The sequence below is a fragment of the Maribacter antarcticus DSM 21422 genome, from assembly GCF_000621125.1.
Taxonomy (GTDB): domain Bacteria; phylum Bacteroidota; class Bacteroidia; order Flavobacteriales; family Flavobacteriaceae; genus Maribacter; species Maribacter antarcticus.
The window spans coordinates 1-19518 of sequence record NZ_JHZC01000007.1; the positions used below are offsets into that span (position 1 = coordinate 1).

The window sequence follows — 19518 nt, forward strand, 5'->3', positions numbered from 1 at the left end:
CTGTGTGTAGCTGTTTCGTCCATCTGTTGATACGTTCTTCAGAAGCATGTGATTCGTTATCCTCGTCCAAGGCGAGGCCATAAAAAGTATCTTGGTCTACCGATGCCTTGGAAGCTGAAAAGTCATAGTCTTCAGATGGCCAATGCCCAATTATTCTCCCTCCGTTTTTAAGAACAAATTCAGCAAGCATACCTACACCATCGATAAAGTAATCGTCGTAACCGAATTGATCACCCAGACCGAAGATTGCAATAATTTTATTTGTGAAATCAACGGTTTTGAAATCCTCAAAAAAGTCCTCCCAGTCACTTTGCAAATCTCCGTCGTACCAAGTGGATAAACCCAAAATGATAAAGTCGTATTGTTCAAAGTAAGAAGTGTCGATTTTTGAAACCGCTTGTACATCAATCTCCCAAAATTCACATTTCTGAACTATAGCGTGCGTAATCTCCTCAGTAGCACCGGTATCACTTCCATACACTAGCCCAATTTTAGTTCTATCGATTTCCATATCCTTCTATCTTGGTCTGTTAAACATAATGATTAGGAATCCTCCTTTTCTGATTTGTACTTTGCCACTTTTTGAAGGGTAGCCACTAAAAATGGTCTATTTACCACTACACCAGTCTTGTCCTTTACATCCTCGTTTCTTGTCTGAATGTCCAGGCTTTTAAAATGCTGTTCTGAAACTAGATTAGCGAATTTGGCAATATCGTATAGGCCAAAAGATTCATCTACGAACGGCTTGTCTTTCATAAACGATCCCTCGACAAAAGTTACAACACAAATACCATCTGGTTTTAACACCCTATAGATTTCACATAAAAAAGCTTTGGGGTCCTGCCAAAAATAAATAGTGTTTACCGTCAAAATCCGATCAAAGAAATTATGTACATATGGTATCTTGATTCCATCGTATCTTAAAAACAAGGCTATTCTATCGCTTACGGACTTACAATTGATTTTGTTAGCTTCATCCACCATTACTTGAGAAATTTCCAATCCAAAGTAACGTAGGTTTGCTGCTTGCCTAAAGAGAACATTTAGATGGGTACAACTACCAGGGCCTATTTCCAGTATTCTATTCTTGTCTTTAATCCGTAGCGCAGTAATAGAGTCAATAATCATCCCCTTATTACTTTCATACATAATACTACCTAGGTCTTTACCTGCCTCCCCTTTTGGACAGCGTAATTGTTCTGCGAGATTTAGGATTGCAGTATTGGAGGGTACTACCATTGCTAAGAATCCTTTGATGTTACATTATTCTCCTTTAACGTGGCATCCATATTCAACGCAAATTGAGTACCCTTTATTAAATCCTCCATCCTGTGTAAAATTGGTTCGTCAACTTTCAGGCAGATATCGACCAATGGATTCTTACACCAAATCTTATCACATTTTCCACCACATTCAGAACAACCACACGGCCCATGCGATTTTTGAACAATACCCAATAAATATACCAAATCAGCTCTTGACATAAAAAGGCCAACAGTATCTACTACCAATTGCATTTCACATTCTGGATTCTGACTGTTATTTATACGATATGTTGCACCGTAATCATTCTTGTAAATAAGATCCATGAAATTATATTTATTTTATTTCCACATAAAAATACTACTATTTATATTTAATCTAAATAAATTTAATACTTTTAACATGTACTATTTTAATAATGAAATAGCCATACATCTTTAATCTATGCTTTCACAGTAGGTCTACTGACATTGGCTCGCTGGTTGAAGCGGTTTTTCATAAAAGATGGTATTACTTAAGTTGAGTTAGTTTGGGGAGTGGCATGGCGCATTACATGCCACTCTCTTTTTAATCTGGCGGTAAAAGTTTCTTACACTATTAAATGAAGTTCTGTAATCGGGCAATTTAACAGTATAATTGGTTTTTTACTTAGTGACTTGGCCATCTTAAAAATCACCTTTTGCAAAGGGAGATTCTTACTTAATAGTAGCAATATATTCAGATAAGGGAAGGAAAATTATAATAATATAAACTTATAAAACTAAGAGCATGTGCCATAAAGTATGTACGTTATCTAAAAATAAAGATGGGCAACTTACCTATTGTTCTACATGTGATATCTACCATCTATATTTCAATAATATCTACCTAGAATTTAAACAGTCCGAAATGGAATGCTTTAAAAAATTCATTACACATATTAATATCGAATACTGGGAATCCTCAAACGATCGTGTGCTGCAAAAACGCAAGATACCCATACAGACCATGCAACAAAACCTAGCCATGGTGTTCAATAGACGGGAACTTTATTCTCTCAAGGCGATTTTATTTGAAACTAACGATAAAATAGATGCCCCAATTAGTTTATCGGAAATCGATTATGTACAGTATTTGAATTGAAGCAGCCGCACTACTATAGAATTAAAATAGACACATTAAGCAACCTTATGAAGATATTAACGGCAATTTATTTCTCTAAGGAGAGGGTTCGAAGAACAATTGGGCTCCTCCGTACATGACAATTAGTAATGAATAGAGATTGACATTTAAAAAACGATACTGATGTGCTAAAGAACTAGCCGCAAGTGATAGACTGTAGGTTCATAATATTAAAATTCATAGTGTTTTACAGCGATGCTTAACGTGAAATTTGGTTTTGTTTCATCAACTGCGAAGAGGGAACGAGGTCACTCGCCTAACCTGATGAAGTAGAAGTGTTAAACTAGTGTCAATTCACATTTACTCTGATTTTACGGAATGATACTTGATATTATCACAATAAGATTAAAGGCTTATAACATGAAAAAAATTCTCTTTCTTACAACCCTCTTTGCTGTAGTAATCGGTAATGCCAAAGAGCTAGAGGAAGACACTTTAACCGTTCCAACAGAAACATGGAGTGTTGGGGGTAATCTTACATTTAACACCTTTAAGAATATTGCGGGCAACCAACCATTAATCAGTGAAAACAAAACCGTAATCTTTGCCGTTTTACCAAATATCGGACTTACGATTGCTAAAAATACTATCCTCGGCCTAAGATTTAGGTACAGCTTTCAAAACACCGAAAACTCGTTTATAGCGCAATCTACGATCAATAATGCGAATTCTACAGTAACAAATACCTTAGCTATAGCACCTTATGTTACACGCTTTTTTCCCGTTGGCAAAAAGTTAGCTTTCTATCTTCAGGGAGAATCAAACTACGCTAACGCAGTTAGCGATAGGACCGACCAAAACACAGGTCAGCCTATTGGTCAGCAAACGTCCAACAATTATTCGATTGGTATTCGCCCAAGTATCACTTACTATATATCAACAGATTTCGCTTTAGAAACGGGGATAGATTTTCATGAGTATTCACATACGGATTCTGAAACTGGAGACGCCAATAATTTACTACTTGGAACTGGAGAAATGAATGGCTTTAGTTTTAATCTGAATCCGTCTAAACGCCTTTTTGGCTTTCCTTTTATTTTTAATTTACCTCTAATCTCAAAAAAATATGAATTCAAAAATTTGTAAGCTCACGAGCAAATCACATGAACTTAATTACCCACAAAAAGGAAGGGAATAAAAAAGCCCAAACAACAGCGGTAAGTTTATTTTATTTACATGGTGAAACTGTTCATTAAAAAAGAATTTACAAAAAAATATAATTTTATAAAAAAAGTTTTATGGCTTGTATAAGTAGTTTTAATATTATTAAGGGAGTATTTACTGCATTTCTAGAAGAAAACGGACACCGAAAAACACCAGAAAGGTATGCTATCTTAGAAGAGATTTATAGTCTTGATGAACATTTGGATATTGATTCCCTTTATGTTCATATGAAGAACAATAATTTTAGGGTTAGCCGAGCGACACTTTATAACACTATGGATTTATTTTTAGAGAGTGGTCTAGTTCGAAAACATCAATTTGGCGGTAAACATGCACAGTATGAAAAGTCCTTTTTTGATAGAAAGCACGACCATATTATTCTTACCGACACGGGAGAAGTACTCGAATTCTGTGATCCACGAATAGAATCGATAAAGAAAACGATTGAGGAAATTTTTGATATTACAATCGATAACCATTCGCTCTATTTCTATGGCACCAAAAATCAGAATACCGAAGCAGATAACAAACAGGCTAGTTGAGTAAAATAGGTTGGTTTTTTTTAGACACTTGTTAATCCTAAAAAAGTAGTCTGATATAATCAACACTAACTTTAAATAAAGTCTTGACCTAATATTTGGAATAACAAATAGAGTATCTAAAAACCCAAGTATCGCTCTAATGTTTAGTTAAACCTATTTCAACTTAATTGATCTAGTACATTTAAGCCCACCTTTATCTGGACTTTTCAAACCAAAGACAAGTAAACTTGCTTTTTACAGAATACATCTTCCGTAAAAGTTAATATTTTTCAAGTGACCTAAAAGGCTAAGAAATAATTACTTTAAATTATGCTTATAGGTTTTACCATTAGTTGCGAAGTGCCCTCTTAACGTTATTCGATTTCCTTCTATCATCTTTATTCTACGGTTAGCAATAATAAAAAATTTAAGTACTCTTAAAAAATCTGAAGCGAGCAATAGCTTTCCTAAAGAGCAGGTTTTTTCATGACTAGTTATCATTTTTTTATATAACCACCTTATTGAGCACCCGAAATTTAAAATATTCGAAGGATTCCAAGTGTTAGTTTTGGCACCGATAATTATCTAAAAAGGCTTAATTGGTTTTAATGCAGATAGACTTGAATAATACAAGAAATACTTAAAATCAGTGTGTAATGCTAAAATAAAAAAGCTTCCAATTTCTTGAAAGCCCTGCTATCCTTGGTGGAGAATACCGGAGTCGAACCGGTGACCTCTTGCCTGCCAGGCAAGCGCTCTAGCCAGCTGAGCTAATCCCCCCTTTTTGGCTTGAACAAAGAAAATGCTTTTTAGCAAGCTATCAAAGTAATCTTAATCTTTCTTAACGCTTAAAATTAATACAGGAACCGAAGCGGAAAACTCTGATTTTAAAATCGTGCTCTTCTCCCATAATTTTTTAAAGAATCCTCTTTTTCGCCTAAAAACACATAATAAATCTGGCTGTTTCGATTCAAAATGTTGCAAAACACCTTGGTAAGTAGTGGCATTCTCCGTGATACTTAACTCAGAACTAATATCCATTAATGCAGTATCTACTTTAAGGTCGTCATCTGTGTAACCCGGCGTTTTTACCAATAGTACATTTACTTTGCATCTGTGTTTACTGGCAATATGTACCAAAGGGTCCAATATCCTTTTTCGTTTCAATATACCCGACTTAAACGCCACCAATACATTTTTAAAACTTGCGTATTTTGTCCCTTTGGGTACAACCAACGCAGGGATGTCGGTTCGTTTAATAATACCACCCGATGTAGCGCCCAAATACAGTTCCTCTTGAATATCATGGCTGCGAGGCGCTAGAATTATAAGATCTATTCCCATCTCTTTATTCACATCATTTAGGCCATCTACCAATTCCCCATTATAGGTAACCACTTTAATCTCGACGTTTTTCTTTTCTATTTTAGCGATGACGCCTTTTAAACGCTCCTTGCCTCTTTCTGCGATTTTTTCTGTAACATTAGCCAAGGTGCCTGCCTTAGAGACTGCACTAAATACTTCCATTACATAAATACGAGCTCCGAAATCCGAAGCGAAATCTACTGCATATTGCAGGGTTTCGTGTGCGTCCGAAGAGGTGCCGACAGGAACAAGAATATTAGTCATAGTTGGTTTATTGATTATTACTCTAAATTTACAATTAAATTGAATTCAATTTATGATTGAACCTGCAAAGATATGCGAAATTCCAGATATTCTTAAACTATGTGATGCATGCCGCTTACTTATGGAAACCAAGGGTATTTATCAGTGGACCACGGAATATCCAAATGAAAAGCAATTTATAAACGATATTAAACGCAAGGAATTGTATGTGCTAAAGCAAAATGATAGGCTAGTCGGATGTATTGTATTATCCATTGTAATAGATGCCGAATACATTCCAGTTAAATGGTTAACTGATAATGGCAACCATCTCTACATACACCGTTTGGCTGTACATCCCAACTATCAAGGAAAGGGGTTTGCACAACAATTAATAAACTTTGGGGAAAATCACGCCCGCAGCAACCAGTTTACTTCGGTCCGATTAGATACCTTTAGCCAAAACAAACGCAATCAACGCTTCTACGAGCAAAGGGGCTACCAAAAATTAGCCGATATCTATTTCTCCAATCAAAGCGAACATCCGTTTCATTGTTATGAATTGGTACTATAACAACTATTCTTGAGCACGACAATCAATTTTAAAAGTATAAATAAGCTTGCAGTTCCTGCCACTATTGCTGGAATTGCCGAGCCGATATTATCTATAACCGACACGGCCATCGTTGGAAATATTCCTGTAAACGGATTAGAATCTTTGGCCGCTGCAGGTATTGTAGGGTCTTTTTTGTCCATGCTCATTTGGATTCTAGGTCAGACCCGAAGTGCTATTTCAGCAATTATATCCCAATACTTGGGTGCTGGTAAATTAAACGAAATAAAAAATCTTCCTGCACAAGCTATTTATTTAAATATTGGACTAAGTATCTTAATTCTCTTATCCACTATTTTTATCATTGAAGAGATTTTTGAATTACTAAACGCATCCGGGAAAATTTTACAGTATTGTATTAGCTACTACAGTATAAGGGTTTGGGGCTTTCCGTTAACCTTGTTCGTGTTTGCAGTCATGGGTATTTTTAGAGGACTTCAAAACACTTATTGGCCTATGGTCATCGCCATTGTCGGTGCCGTTTTGAATGTTGTTTTAGATTTTATGCTAGTTTTTGGCATAGAAGGATGGATAGCGCCCATGTACTTGGAGGGTGCTGCCTATGCCAGTTTAATCGCACAAGGAGTAATGGCGGTTATGGCCTTTATTCTGCTAGTCACCAAAACCAATATCAGTCTTAAGCTAACCTTTCCTGTGCACAAAGAGCTAGGAAGGTTGGTTGTGATGAGCCTAAACCTTTTTGTCCGGGCTATAGCCTTAAATACAGCTTTAATACTTGCAGTTAGAGAAGCTGCCGCAATGGGTGATAAATATATCGGCGCACATACGATTGCCATAAATATCTGGCTTTTCTCTGCCTTTTTTATTGATGGGTATGGCGCAGCCGGAAACATCATGGGCGGAAGACTGTTAGGGTCAAAAGACTATAATGGTTTATGGAAACTCTCCAAAAAAATTATAATTTACGGCAGTTGCGTCAGCCTTGTGCTTATGGTTTTAGCATTTGCTTTTTATTATCCTATTGGTTCGCTTTTCTCAAAAGAAACTATAGTTCTCGAAGCCTTTTATGGCATCTTTTTTATAGTAATACTTGGACTCCCCATAAATACCGTAGCTTTTGTTTTGGATGGATTGTTTAAAGGAATGGGTGAAATGCGCTATCTTAGAAATACCCTTCTGACCGCAACCTTCCTCGGTTTTGTGCCGATGCTCTTTTTTGCAAAGTATATGGATTGGAGCCTTACGGGAATATGGATAGCCTTTTCTGTTTGGATGCTTATTAGAGGTGGTGCGCTGGTATGGAAATTCAGAAGGAAGTTTAGACCATTACTTTCGTAATGGTATTTTAAACACGTAGCAGTCTGGGCGCAGTCTAATGCTTTAGGAGTTCCTTGTACATCTATACGCGCTTAATCTGTCCTGATAATTGCCTTATAAAAGTGTATACCCTTTTGGGGGGCCACAACAGTACAATGAAATAGATTGATTCTTACCTCGCAATGACGTACTTAGTTTTTAACTTTGTACTTTAAATAGACATCGAGTATCCAACATCAAACGCTAAAAACATGACAACTGACAGACCCAACGGCAGTCTTTACACCAAAATAGAAAGCCGAATCGCAACGGTGGAGTTTGGCCATCCGGCAAGTAATTCTTTTACTTTAGCACTTCTTAATAGGTTAACAGCGGAATTGGACAAACTTTCCAATAATGACGAAGTTACCATGATCGTTCTAAAATCCGAAGGAGAAAAAGCCTTTTGCGCAGGGGCTTCTTTTGATGAATTGATACAGGTGTCCAACTTGGAACAGGGCGAAATTTTCTTTAGCGGCTTTGCCAACGTTATCAATGCAATGCGCCGTTGTAAAAAAGTGATTCTAGGTCGTATTCAGGGGAAAACCGTGGGCGGCGGTGTAGGATTGGCTTCTGCATGTGATTATGTGTTTGCGGTAGAAAGCGCTTCTATAAAATTATCAGAAGTTTCTATTGGTATCGCACCATTGGTTATTGCTCCAGCAGTGGAACGTAAAATAGGTGCCGCTGCACTATCAGAATTGTCCCTAGCTCCTACTGAATGGAAAAATGCGTATTGGGCTAAGGAAAAAGGACTCTACGCTAAAGTCTTTGAAGGGATTGATGCGCTGGACAAAGAAATCGAATTTTTCACACAAAAACTTTCTACCTATAATCCATCTGCCTTATTCGAATGGAAAAAAGCACTTTGGAACAATACCGACCACTGGGATACGCTGTTACCAGAAAGAGCTAAAATTACAGGTAGCTTGGTCCTATCTGAGTTTACAAGAAACGCACTTTCCAAGTTCAAAAAATAGGCTTGCCATTAACAACCAACAAAAAACAGAAGCTGCCTGCTCATACTAAAAAAGGGTTTGATACCGTTTGAACATTAAATTACTGAACAGTACCATGGATATTTTAAATTTTCTAAATAGCGATCTTATATTACCAATACTTGCTCTTATTATCATTGTTATTTATGCAGGTGGTAGAATAAGGAATAAGAAGCGTTACAAACGTTAACTACAAATGCATAGGAGAAAAATGCAGGTTTGGATACTATTTTATTCCGTTTTGTTTGCGCTAGGTTCTGTTCTAGCCTATGTAGCGTGACCATATTACCAAAAAAAGCCAAGACTTATTGAATTAAGGGGAACGAACTCCTGCAGACATGGTAGCCCATAAAATAGCTCAAGGAAAAAATGGAACCTTGTACGCACCCATATTCGAATTTAAAAACCGTTCTCAAGAACTACGCAACTTCACCAGTAGTCTAAATAGTAAGCCAGCTCGGTATGAAATGGACGAAAAGGTAAAAATTATTTACGATAGCCGGAATCCATATCAGCTAATGGTTCTTTCTTTCTGGGTATTGTATCGTTGGTGCGTTATCTTACTTAGGATGGCAAGACCACTTTTAATTATAGGCGGAGCATGCTTGCTCTTTATAAATCGGTAAAATTATTGAGCCTTGCCAGAGAAGGGTCTATTCACCCGCAATTAACATACTAATTACCCGTACGCTAAACCCGTGTTACATTATTACACTATTGTGGGTACTGCAATAGTTATGTTCTACAACAAAATACTATTTAAAAGTCCTACCTTTAAGGATGAATTATATTTAATCGAACCCATGAAAATCCTTAACATAAAAAATACGCTTGGTTTACTGCTATTGACGGTAGCCATAAGTTGTGGCGAAACCAAGCCCGAAACACAAACGGAGACCGCTCAAAATTGGTATAAGGGAAACCTGCATACCCATTCCTATTGGAGTGACGGAGACGAATTTCCGGAAGTAATTCTAGATTGGTACAAGTCCCGCGAGTATCAATTTATGGCCTTATCTGACCACAACACCATTGCTGACGGTGAAAAATGGGTGACTATTCGGGAGGATTCAATTTATAAAAATTCTTTTCAAAACTATCTTAGGGCCTATGGTCCAGATTGGGTAGAATATAAAATAGACTCAGGAAAAACTTTAGTAAAGTTGAAAGCTTATGAAGAATACCGGGATAAACTAGAAGAGAAAGGAGCCTTCCTAGTAATCAGGTCAGAAGAAATCACTGACAAATATGAAGACAAGCCCATTCATATGAATGCGACTAACATTCAAGAAAAAATAGAACCTATGGGTGGTGCGAACGTTGCAGAGGTGATGCAAAATAATATAAATCAAGTTCTTGAACAGCGGAAGAGAACCGGTGTTCCTATGATACCGCACATCAATCACCCTAACTTTCATTACAGTATTACCCTTGATGATATGATTTCATTAAAGGGGGAACGTTTTTTTGAAGTATACAATGGGCATCCCGCTGTTCATAATATGGGTGACTCCACGCGTATCTCTACTGAAGAAATGTGGGACCTTATCAATATATCCTATTTGAAAAACGACAAACCTTTGATGTATGGGCTTGCAACAGACGATTCGCACCATTATCACAATAAAGGAAAATCATGGAGTAATGCAGGAAGAGGTTGGGTAATGGTGCAAGCAGATACACTCTCTGCTGTAAGTTTAATTAATTCATTAGAATCAGGAAATTTTTACTCCAGCACCGGTGTCGAACTTAAAACCTTGACCTACCAGAACAATACAATTTCTGTTGAGATTGAACCAGAGCTTGGTGTTACCTATGAAATAAGCTTTATTGGATGTAAAAAAGGCCAAACCCAGACTGAAACGTTGAGCGTAGTAAATGAATCCGTAGCAGCGTTTGAAATTACGGAAGATTTGCTTTTTGCAAGATGTAAGGTTACATCCTCCAAGTTGCAAGAAAACCCTATAGAAAATATACGATATGAAATGGCTTGGTCTCAACCGGTAACACCCACCGAATAAAACAGCAGATCAACACAGGTAAATTATCAATTTCGTTTTAAAGAATCCCTACCTTTACGGCTCAATAGTTGATTATGAGCAATATTCGAATTACCAAACAATTTAGTTTTGAAACCGGTCACGCCCTGTATGGATATGACGGAAAATGCCGTAATGTACACGGACATAGCTATAAACTTTCTGTAACGGTAATTGGGCAACCTATCACCGATACTTCCCATGTGAAATTGGGAATGGTCATAGATTTTACTGATTTGAAAAAAATTGTAAAGGAAGAAATTGTAGACAAGTTCGACCACTCCACCGTATTCAATAAAAACACGCCGCATATAGAACTGGCAAAAGAACTTACCAATCGCGGCCACAGTGTTATCCTAGCAGATTACCAGCCTACAAGCGAAAATATGGTGATTGATTTTTCAGCAAAGATAATCGCTAGATTACCAAAGAACATCAAGTTACATTCTTTAAGGCTTCAGGAAACGGAAACCTCATTTGCCGAGTGGTACGGCAGCGATAACTAAGTGCCATAATCACCAAAAGGGGAATTATTATCTTTACTACTGATGACAACCATTACGCTACCAAAAGGAAAAAAAGTATATTTCTCCAGTGACAATCACTTGGGTGCACCTACTATGGAGCAAAGTTTTCCTCGTGAGAAAAAGTTTGTGGCTTGGTTGGATGAAATCAAAAAAGATGCAGGTGCGATTTTTTTGCTCGGCGACCTATTTGATTTTTGGATAGATTATAAAACCGTAGTCCCCAAAGGGTTTACAAGGACCTTAGGTAAACTAGCCGAAATTTCAGATTCCGGAATACCCATTTATTTCTTTGTAGGCAACCATGATCTATGGATGAACGGTTATTTTGAAGAAGAACTCAATATTCCTGTATTTCATAAGCCACAGCAATATACGATAAACGGCACCTCTTTTTTTATTGGTCATGGCGATGGTCTTGGTCCAGAGGACAATGGCTACAAACGAATGAAAAAAGTGTTTACCAATCCGTTTTGCACCTGGCTGTTCCGTTGGTTACATCCAGATATTGGTGTTCGGCTGGCACAATACCTATCCGTTAAGAATAAGCTTATTTCAGGCGACGAAGACGCAAAATTTTTAGGTGAGGATAAAGAATGGTTAGTGCAGTATTGCAAACGCAAACTAGATACCCAACACTACAATCATTTTATTTTTGGTCATAGACATCTTCCCTTGGAAATAAAACTTACCGAAACATCTAGATACACGAATCTGGGTGACTGGATAAATTACTACACCTATGCCGTTTTTGATGGAGAACAACTACGTCTAGAAACCTTTAAAACAGATTAAAATACTATTTAATTAAAGAACAAATACCTTACCTCTCGAATGTCTTGCCCTATTTGTTAATGCTTTGAACCAAAAAATAAATAAAATATTGGTGTCTAAAAGTGAGGGGGTCACGAGCGAAATGTACTAACAATCCTCGCCATCAATACCACAGTTTTCTCCATTTTCAAAAACACGCACTGGAGCAACTTGCTGGAATGCTTCTAGAAAAACGGAACTAGACTGTGCTCCACTAATACCGTGTTTATTATTGATAATAAAAAAAGGTACGCCCGAAACACCTAGTTTTTGGTAGTGAGCAATTTCTTGCTTTACTATATAAGCAATATTATCATCCCCAATAATACCTTGTGTTTTTTCGGAATCCCAACCAAATTCAGTCATTATCGTAGTTAAAATTTCCACATTATTCAAGTGTAAGTTTTCTGTAAAATAAGCAAATAAGAAGCGTTCTTTTAGTTGCTCCTTAAACCCTTCTTCCCCTGCTACATGCAACAATTGGTGCAAAGGCAAGGTATTTACCGCTAACCATTGTTTTCCAAAATCAAAATCGATACCCAGTTCTGCGCCAACCTGTGCAATACGGTCGGTCATAGTCTTAGTTTGTTCTAAGTCACCAAATTTAGAAGTAAGATACACATCTCGGTCATACCCTGAAGCAGGAATAGTGGGGTCTAATTGAAACGGATGCCATGTAACTTCCACAGGCGCACCCTTCCATTGCGCCAAAGCGGCTTCTAATCTTCGTTTTCCAATATAGCACCAAGGGCAAGCCACATCGGAGACTACAGCTATCGTTATAGGTTCTTGTTGCATTTTTTTAATTTATCTTTTAGTCTGGTCTTTATTTGAAAACTAACAGGTAAAGGAAAAGATAGGTTTACTTCAATGTAATATGGAAGTCCAAGCAAAAAATATGTAGGATGGAATGATAGTGCCTATGTTCTTATGTTTAACATATGTTGGGGAATAAAAATTTATTCAGTGTGGCTACTTGTTAAAAAAAGAACCCCTTCAAACTGATTGAAAGGGTTCTTATACATCTATAATATGTACTTATATCGTTCGTAGATACTCAGCAACGTTTCTTGTTTCTTCCTCACTGAGGTTTTGATTGAGCATAATTGCGTTATTGTATTCTTTAAGGAGGGCTTTTGCAATTGGATCCTTCTTCAGCATTCCATCAGGATTTATAATCATGTTCAGTACCCATTCCGGACTTCTGCGGTCGTACACTCCTTTAAGAGCTGGTCCTATCATACGCTGTTCGGCCATGTGACAAGCCGTGCATATCGCTTGGAATTTCGCTTGGCCTGCACTTGCCATTTCCGTATTAATTTCGTTATCAAAAGTTACAGATGTAAAGGGGCCTACTCCTTTGTTATCCATATCCACAGGAACACCCGCAGAAGCTACTTCTTTTTTTACTTCTTTTTTGGCACGGTTCATTTCAAAACCATTCTTTTTTTCTTCCTTCTTTTCTCCACAGCTGAGCATTAAGGCACCTAGGGCTACTAACGTAAATAATTTTCGCATTTTTTACTTAATTTTATTCGTTTTTTTTTTAACTAGATAGTAAGATACGAATTTTTATGATTGAGGATGTTTAAAACATTGTTGTAATACGCTTTAAAATTTACTGATTCACCACAAGTTCTATCCTAAATCTCTTTAGTTGCTACAACACCAGAATAGATTACTCAAAATCATAGGCTCAGCTATTTGTTTTGATATAGTAGAGTACTACAATAATCACTGTGACTCAACTATCACTAATAAATGCGTTAAAAACCAATTATTCCCCTTCAAAACCGTGCATATATGCGGTGAGACTTATCCTAAGCTTGAGCACTTGGTAAACTAAGGCAAGCGATTGGTTAGCTCTCTGCCTCATGGTCCTCCACATCCTTGGTCAAATCCAAACGTCTAAACGTAGGAGAAACAAATGCAGTAATACCTACGGTTAACAAAGTCATGGTTCCCCCGAATACCACTGCTGTCACGGTTCCCATAAGCTTTGCTGTCACACCACTTTCAAAAGCGCCTAGTTCATTGGAAGACCCCACGAACATCGAATTTACAGAGGCTACCCTACCCCGCATATTATCCGGAGTCTTTAACTGGAGGATAGTTTGGCGAATAATCATGGAAACGCCATCCACAGCACCACTCAAAAACAAAGCGATGACAGATAGCCAAAAATAAGTAGAGAGTCCGAACACAATAATACACACTCCAAAACCAGCTATAGCCCAAAGTAATTTTTTACCCGCTTTTTTATGTAGTGGAAAGCGTGTAGCACCCAACATAGTAATGGCTGCTCCAACAGCAGGAGCTGCACGTAAAACACCAAAGCCCTCTGAACCTACTTGAAGAATATCTTGCGCAAAAATAGGTAACAAAGCTACTGCTCCCCCAAAAAGCACGGCAATCATATCCAACGTCAACGCTCCAAAAACCGCCTTTGTTTTGAACACAAAATTTAGTCCTTCCCTTAAGCTTTCAAAAACGGGCTCCCCAATTTTGGGATTTAGAATGGGTTTTTTGTCGATTTGAAACAACAACAATAAAGCCATTACCGAAAACCCAACAATAACACACATAGACCAATGCACCCCAATAAAGCTAATAGAAAATCCTGCCAGGGCCGGACCTAATACTGAGGCCATTTGCCATGTAGAACTACTCCATGTAGCTGCGTTAGGATATATTTTTTTGGGAACGAGGAGTGCTACTAAAGAAAATATCGTTGGGCCCAAGAAGGCGCGGACCAATCCGCCCAAGAAAACTAAACCATAAATCCCATACAATATACTTCTGGTGTCCCATTCGTTTTCCAATCCGGGCCAGCTCAATAAAAATAAGCCTAGACTAATGACTGAAAACCCAAGGATACATTTAATCAACAGCGTACGTTTTTCCTTTTGATCTACAATATGGCCAGCAAATAATGCCATCCCTACAGCAGGAATTACTTCCATTAAACCTATAATCCCTAATGAAAGCGGGTCTTTGGTCATCGTATACACCTGCCATTCTATGACAATGAACTGCATGGACCAAGCAAAGACCATGGCAAAGCGCACCCCTAAAAATATATTGAATTCCTTAAAGCGTAATGCTGCGTAAGGGTCTATTGTGTTGCTCATGTACTATTTGGTATTTCTATTCTATTTTCTTCCGGATCAATAACAATACGTTCATAATAGCCATTACCAAGAATTCTAGCGTTTCCGACAACCATAAATCTGCCATTTCCCAGCTTTTCGGTCAACTTATTTACATTTTTTTTGTTCTACGGATACCGCAAAATGACTAGTCCCTAAATATTCTTTTGACCTGTTTCCAATGGTGTGAATCTCTGGTTTTTACATCAAGTCTAACCTGAGGTCATCATCAAAAGATAGGAAGTAGAATGAAAAATTCTATATATCATTATCATATTTTTGCCCTGAAGTTCCATCAAACAAATCGGCATAAAAACGAGGTATCAACTCCAAATCGGATATCCAAATGGCCAAATGCTCTATCTTCATTTTATATCCTTTAATTTTAATTGAAGGCTCACGTTCCCTTTCCATTCGTTCTCATCAATAGAAAATACCGCGTTAAACGGTTTTCTACTCGTTACCAAGGGTAATTTATCCCCTAGATTAAAGCCAATACCTCCAATTTTATAGCTGTCATTTTGTGTTACCGCAAATTTTAAATGTGCTGCATCTTGACCTACGCCTTTAGCATAACCTGTTTCTACTAGATTTTCAGACATAAATGTTGGACTCATATTTCCAGGTCCAAAGGGTGCAAACTGGCGTAGGATACGCATCAGCTTTGGATTAATATCCTTTAATTCTATAATAGCATCTATGCTAATCTCCGGCACCAGCAACTGAGGGTCTATAGATTCCTTAACTACTTTTTCAAACTGATGTTTAAAGTTGTTGTACTGACTTTCCAATAAAGTAAGACCCGCTGCATATTTATGTCCCCCAAATTGTTCTATATAATCAGAACAGCCTTCCAAAGCATTGTACACATCAAAACCTTTTACTGACCTAGCTGATGCAGCCAACTTATCTCCGCTTTTTGTAAATACTAACGTTGGTCTGTAATACGTTTCGGTTAATCTGGAAGCTACAATACCAATAACACCCTTGTGCCATGTATCTTTATATACCACTGTCGTGAAACCTTCTTCTTCACGGTTTTCCTGTATCTGAACCAAAGCCTCTTGAGTAATTTCCTGGTCTAATCCCCTACGGTCCGTATTAAACGTTTCTATTTCAGCAGCGAATTTTGTAGCCTGTTGCATGTCGGTTTCCGTAAGCAAGTTTACTGCATGCTGACCGTGTTTCATCCGTCCTGCTGCATTAATTCGAGGAGCTATTATGAACACTACATCAGTAATGGTCAGAGATGCTTTATTTACTTGGTCTATAATCGCTTTAAATCCTATTCTTGGCGCTTCATTGATAACCTGTAAGCCATAAAAAGCCAATATTCGATTCTCTCCAGTTATCGGAACAATATCAGCCCCAATTGCAGTTGCCACTAAATCAAGATATTGTGTTTGATCGTAGATGGTCTCCCCTTTTCGAGAACCCAAAGCCTGTATCAATTTAAAACCCACACCACACCCGCATAATTCATCGTACGGATACTCGCAATCTGCCCTTTTGGGGTCTAAAACAGCAACGGCATCTGGAAGTTTATCACCCGGTCTGTGGTGGTCACAAATGATAAAATCAATCCCTTTTTCCTTCGCATAGGCGACCTTATCAATCGCCTTTACACCGCAATCCAATGCTATAATTAGAGAAAAATTATTATCCTCCGCAAAATCAATTCCGGTGTACGAAACCCCATAGCCCTCTCCATACCGATCCGGAATATAAGTGGCCACATTAGGATAGTAACTTAATAAATAGGAAGACACTAATGAAACTGCCGTAGTGCCATCTACGTCATAATCTCCAAAAACTAACATATTTTCGTTGTTGGCAATGGCAGTTTCGATTCTGCTCACGGCAATGTCCATATCCATCATCAAAAATGGGTCATGTAAGTCTTCTAATTGTGGCCTAAAGAAATTCTTTGCCTCTTCGTAAGTAGAAATACCCCGCTGTAATAATAATTGTGCAATCAAATGATTGACCTTCAAGGCTTTCGCCAACTGGTCAATTTGTTCTGTTTCGGGTTTTGGTTTTATGGTCCAACGCATGGATAAAGTTCAAGTGTCAAGTTCAAAGCTTCATGCCATGGGCATTATTCAAGTTTAAAAAGTACTTAACGACTTTCGCTTGCGCTTCAAGAATATGAAGTTATTATTTTTTTTCTTTATGATTATCGTAATTATCATGGTTAATTATTCAACTTCATCTAAGAGTATTCTATTTTTTCACAACAACCGCAATCTACTTTACGCAGTGTTTTTAAGTTCACTATTGATTCTTTTAGTTCTTTAAGACGATTCCTGCTTTGTTGATATAATTGCTAGCAGAGCCAGCTCCTTGGGGCTCTCCAAAGATTAAAGTAGCACTTCAAGTTAGCTTTAAAGTTGATTTCCAAAGTACAATCCAGTCATGTCTGAGCGTAGATTTTCAAAAAACAGGGCTGCGTCAGCAGCAAGCTGAACGAACCTATCTTCCAAGTCATACTTTTTACTCGCCATTTTAGTAGTGTTCTGCACTTAGCCTTTACACTTGCGCTTTATTTCTTATGGAATACCGTTTTTATCTCCAATTCTGCAAACCTGCGGAACATTTCAATTACTCCACAATACTTATCCACGGAAAGGTCTACGGCACGTTGTAGCTTTTCTTCGTTTAGATTGGCACCATGGAAATGGTATTCTATAGCAACTTTATCATAATACTTAGGATGCTCATCAGTCAAGTTAGCAATAGTTTCGATTTGGAAATCATCTACTTCCAGTTTCATTTTTTTAATTAACATAGCTACGTCTAGTCCTGAGCAACCAGCGAGTCCAGAGAGCATTAAGGCCTTTGGTCGAAAACCGCTGCCTTCTCCTCCATCTTCGGGACCAACATCTATGTTTACGGTGTGCCCAGATGGATTTGTAGTTTCGAAGGCCATCCCACCTTTCCATTTCGTTGTAATATGATTTGTTGTCGCCATAATTTTTGTGTTTCTTGTAAAGGATAAAAGTACAACATTTTGATAGCTGTTAAAAGGCTGGGGGGTACCCCAAATTATAAATTCGCACTTCTTATTTTTAACTTCTAAATTTTAATAAATGCCCTTAGTAAAACCACTTGATGCAAGTCACAGTTCTGAAACAGCCGAATTAGCAAAATTCTTTAATGAGACCTTGGGTTTCTGTCCAAATTCGGTGCTTACCATGCAACACCGACCGGCTATTTCAAAAGCATTTATAAACCTCAATAAGGCAGTAATGGCGAATGAGGGCAGAGTAACATCGGCATTAAAAAGGATGATAGCATGGGTTAGTAGTAACGCCACCGGATGCCGCTATTGCCAGGCACATGCCATCCGAGCTGCGGAACGTTATGGTGCAGCACAAGAACAACTAGATAATATTTGGGAATACAGAACCCACGCAGCCTTCTCTGAAGCAGAACGCGCCGCTCTAGACTTTTCTTTACAGGCTTCCCAAGTGCCGAATGGCGTGGATGCTGAAATAAAGCAAAGATTATATCAACATTGGAACGAAGGGGAAGTTGTAGAGATGTTAGGTGTTATCGCTCTTTTTGGCTACCTGAACCGTTGGAACGACTCTATGGGGACTTCTATAGAAGAGGATGCTGTTGATAGTGGTAATCAATATTTAGGAAAACATGGATGGGAGAAAGGGAAGCATGATGGGTCTGTTTATTAGATGTAAGATTTTAGGTTTGAGAAAAGAGATAATGAACTTCAAAAAAGGAAAAAGGCCGCCACCCTTGAATTTTACTGTGTGTCCTATTGAAGAACTACGCCTATCAATTCCATTAATTCAGGAACCACATCCGCTTCAAACCAAGGATTCTTACCACGCCAAAAATGATTAATGGGCGATGGATGCGGCAATGGAAAGTACTTTGGAAGAAAATCCGGGTAATTAGCCACATTTTCAGTCAAGTTCTTTTTAGCCTTTCCTCCTAAATATTTGTCTTGGGCATATTTCCCTATCAGCAGTATCAATTTCACGTTTTTAAATTCTTCTAAAACTAAGGGATGCCATAAGGGAGCACATTCTTTCCTGGGTGGCAAATCACCTGTTTTTGCTTTCCCTGGATAACAAAAACCCATAGGCAATACGGCAAAATTGTCAGGATTATAAAATTGTTCCTCCGATACTCCTAACCATTCTCGTAATTTTCTACCGCTAGGGTCGTCCCATGCCCTGTTGTGAATATGAGCCATTTTTCCTGGTGCCTGACTTACCAATATAATCTTTGAATTTTTAGTGCCCAAAATAATAGGTCTGGGCGGCAAAGGCAAATATGCTTTACAGACTTGACAACTTTGTATTTCTGCTAGTAGCTTTTGCAT

Annotated in this window: 21 protein-coding genes and 1 tRNA gene; 10 read left to right on the forward strand and 12 right to left on the reverse strand. The window is 37.9% G+C overall.

Features of this window, described 5'->3' with window-relative positions; genetic code table 11:
• The 3 genes from Q360_RS0106850 to Q360_RS0106860 form a co-directional block, all read right to left on the reverse strand.
• Window positions 1-511 (reverse strand): flavodoxin (locus Q360_RS0106850; protein WP_036195376.1); only part of this gene is annotated, 511 nt, incomplete at its 3' end.
• Between the two features lie 32 nt (window positions 512-543).
• Window positions 544-1239: a class I SAM-dependent methyltransferase gene (locus Q360_RS22650; RefSeq protein ID WP_051554615.1), complete on the reverse strand. Its 696-nt coding sequence runs from the start codon at window positions 1237-1239 to the stop codon at window positions 544-546.
• 2 nt (window positions 1240-1241) lie between these two features.
• On the reverse strand, window positions 1242-1589 hold the full coding sequence (locus Q360_RS0106860; RefSeq protein WP_027076427.1) for a hypothetical protein: 348 nt from the start codon (window positions 1587-1589) through the stop codon (window positions 1242-1244).
• A gap of 442 nt (window positions 1590-2031) precedes the next feature.
• Between Q360_RS0106860 and Q360_RS0106865 the strand changes: the two genes are divergently transcribed.
• The 3 genes from Q360_RS0106865 (at window position 2032) to Q360_RS0106875 (ending at window position 4130) form a co-directional block, all read left to right on the forward strand.
• Window positions 2032-2385, forward strand: a complete 354-nt coding sequence (locus Q360_RS0106865; RefSeq protein WP_027076428.1) for a DUF6686 family protein — start codon at window positions 2032-2034, stop codon at window positions 2383-2385.
• Between the two features lie 399 nt (window positions 2386-2784).
• Entirely contained in the window at window positions 2785-3510 is a 726-nt protein-coding gene (locus Q360_RS0106870; RefSeq protein WP_156950038.1) for a hypothetical protein, read from the forward strand.
• Window positions 3511-3662: 152 nt separating this feature from the next.
• Window positions 3663-4130 carry a Fur family transcriptional regulator gene (locus Q360_RS0106875; RefSeq protein WP_027076430.1) on the forward strand — a complete coding sequence of 156 codons (468 nt, stop codon included), beginning with the start codon at window positions 3663-3665 and terminating at the stop codon, window positions 4128-4130.
• A gap of 682 nt (window positions 4131-4812) precedes the next feature.
• On the opposite strand, the gene Q360_RS0106880 is transcribed toward Q360_RS0106875, so the two are convergent.
• Both Q360_RS0106880 and Q360_RS0106885 read right to left on the reverse strand, forming a co-directional pair.
• A tRNA-Ala gene (locus Q360_RS0106880) sits at window positions 4813-4889 on the reverse strand.
• 51 nt (window positions 4890-4940) lie between these two features.
• Window positions 4941-5738 carry a universal stress protein gene (locus tag Q360_RS0106885; RefSeq protein WP_027076431.1) on the reverse strand — a complete coding sequence of 266 codons (798 nt, stop codon included), beginning with the start codon at window positions 5736-5738 and terminating at the stop codon, window positions 4941-4943.
• A 52-nt stretch (window positions 5739-5790) separates the two neighbouring features.
• On the opposite strand from Q360_RS0106885, the gene Q360_RS0106890 reads away from it, so the two are divergent.
• From Q360_RS0106890 to Q360_RS0106920, 6 genes are all read left to right on the forward strand, one after another.
• Entirely contained in the window at window positions 5791-6291 is a 501-nt protein-coding gene (locus tag Q360_RS0106890) for a GNAT family N-acetyltransferase (RefSeq protein ID WP_027076432.1), read from the forward strand.
• Window positions 6292-6300: 9 nt separating this feature from the next.
• On the forward strand, window positions 6301-7629 hold the full coding sequence (locus Q360_RS0106895) for an MATE family efflux transporter (RefSeq protein WP_027076433.1): 1329 nt from the start codon (window positions 6301-6303) through the stop codon (window positions 7627-7629).
• Window positions 7630-7859: 230 nt separating this feature from the next.
• Window positions 7860-8627 (forward strand): enoyl-CoA hydratase/isomerase family protein, encoded by a 768-nt coding sequence (locus Q360_RS0106900; RefSeq protein ID WP_027076434.1) that lies wholly within the window; start codon window positions 7860-7862, stop codon window positions 8625-8627.
• 716 nt (window positions 8628-9343) lie between these two features.
• Window positions 9344-10666, forward strand: a complete 1323-nt coding sequence (locus Q360_RS0106910) for a PHP domain-containing protein (protein ID WP_245603208.1) — start codon at window positions 9344-9346, stop codon at window positions 10664-10666.
• Window positions 10667-10740: 74 nt separating this feature from the next.
• Window positions 10741-11190, forward strand: a complete 450-nt coding sequence (locus Q360_RS0106915; RefSeq protein ID WP_027076437.1) for a 6-pyruvoyl trahydropterin synthase family protein — start codon at window positions 10741-10743, stop codon at window positions 11188-11190.
• A 42-nt stretch (window positions 11191-11232) separates the two neighbouring features.
• Entirely contained in the window at window positions 11233-12003 is a 771-nt protein-coding gene (locus Q360_RS0106920) for a UDP-2,3-diacylglucosamine diphosphatase (RefSeq protein WP_211251585.1), read from the forward strand.
• A 126-nt stretch (window positions 12004-12129) separates the two neighbouring features.
• Here the strand turns inward: Q360_RS0106920 and Q360_RS0106925 are convergent, their stop codons facing one another.
• The 6 genes from Q360_RS0106925 to Q360_RS0106960 form a co-directional block, all read right to left on the reverse strand.
• Window positions 12130-12819, reverse strand: a complete 690-nt coding sequence (locus Q360_RS0106925; protein ID WP_036195378.1) for a DsbA family oxidoreductase — start codon at window positions 12817-12819, stop codon at window positions 12130-12132.
• Window positions 12820-13059: 240 nt separating this feature from the next.
• Entirely contained in the window at window positions 13060-13539 is a 480-nt protein-coding gene (locus Q360_RS0106930) for a c-type cytochrome (RefSeq protein WP_027076440.1), read from the reverse strand.
• Between the two features lie 341 nt (window positions 13540-13880).
• Entirely contained in the window at window positions 13881-15152 is a 1272-nt protein-coding gene (locus tag Q360_RS0106935; RefSeq protein WP_027076441.1) for an MFS transporter, read from the reverse strand.
• Entirely contained in the window at window positions 15149-15277 is a 129-nt protein-coding gene (locus tag Q360_RS26950) for a VOC family protein (protein WP_262493211.1), read from the reverse strand. Before Q360_RS26950 ends, Q360_RS0106935 begins: the two co-directional genes overlap by 4 nt.
• Window positions 15278-15535: 258 nt before the next feature.
• The gene (gene recJ, locus Q360_RS0106950) at window positions 15536-17224 is read right to left on the reverse strand and encodes a single-stranded-DNA-specific exonuclease RecJ (RefSeq protein WP_027076442.1); all 1689 of its coding nucleotides are present in this window, start codon (window positions 17222-17224) and stop codon (window positions 15536-15538) included.
• Window positions 17225-17712: 488 nt separating this feature from the next.
• Entirely contained in the window at window positions 17713-18141 is a 429-nt protein-coding gene (locus Q360_RS0106960) for an OsmC family protein (RefSeq protein ID WP_027076444.1), read from the reverse strand.
• A gap of 118 nt (window positions 18142-18259) precedes the next feature.
• On the opposite strand from Q360_RS0106960, the gene Q360_RS0106965 reads away from it, so the two are divergent.
• The gene (locus tag Q360_RS0106965) at window positions 18260-18862 is read left to right on the forward strand and encodes a carboxymuconolactone decarboxylase family protein (RefSeq protein ID WP_027076445.1); all 603 of its coding nucleotides are present in this window, start codon (window positions 18260-18262) and stop codon (window positions 18860-18862) included.
• A gap of 83 nt (window positions 18863-18945) precedes the next feature.
• Here Q360_RS0106965 and Q360_RS0106970 read toward each other — a convergent pair whose 3' ends face one another.
• Complete coding sequence (locus Q360_RS0106970; protein ID WP_027076446.1) at window positions 18946-19518, reverse strand: uracil-DNA glycosylase family protein; 573 nt, start codon at window positions 19516-19518, stop codon at window positions 18946-18948.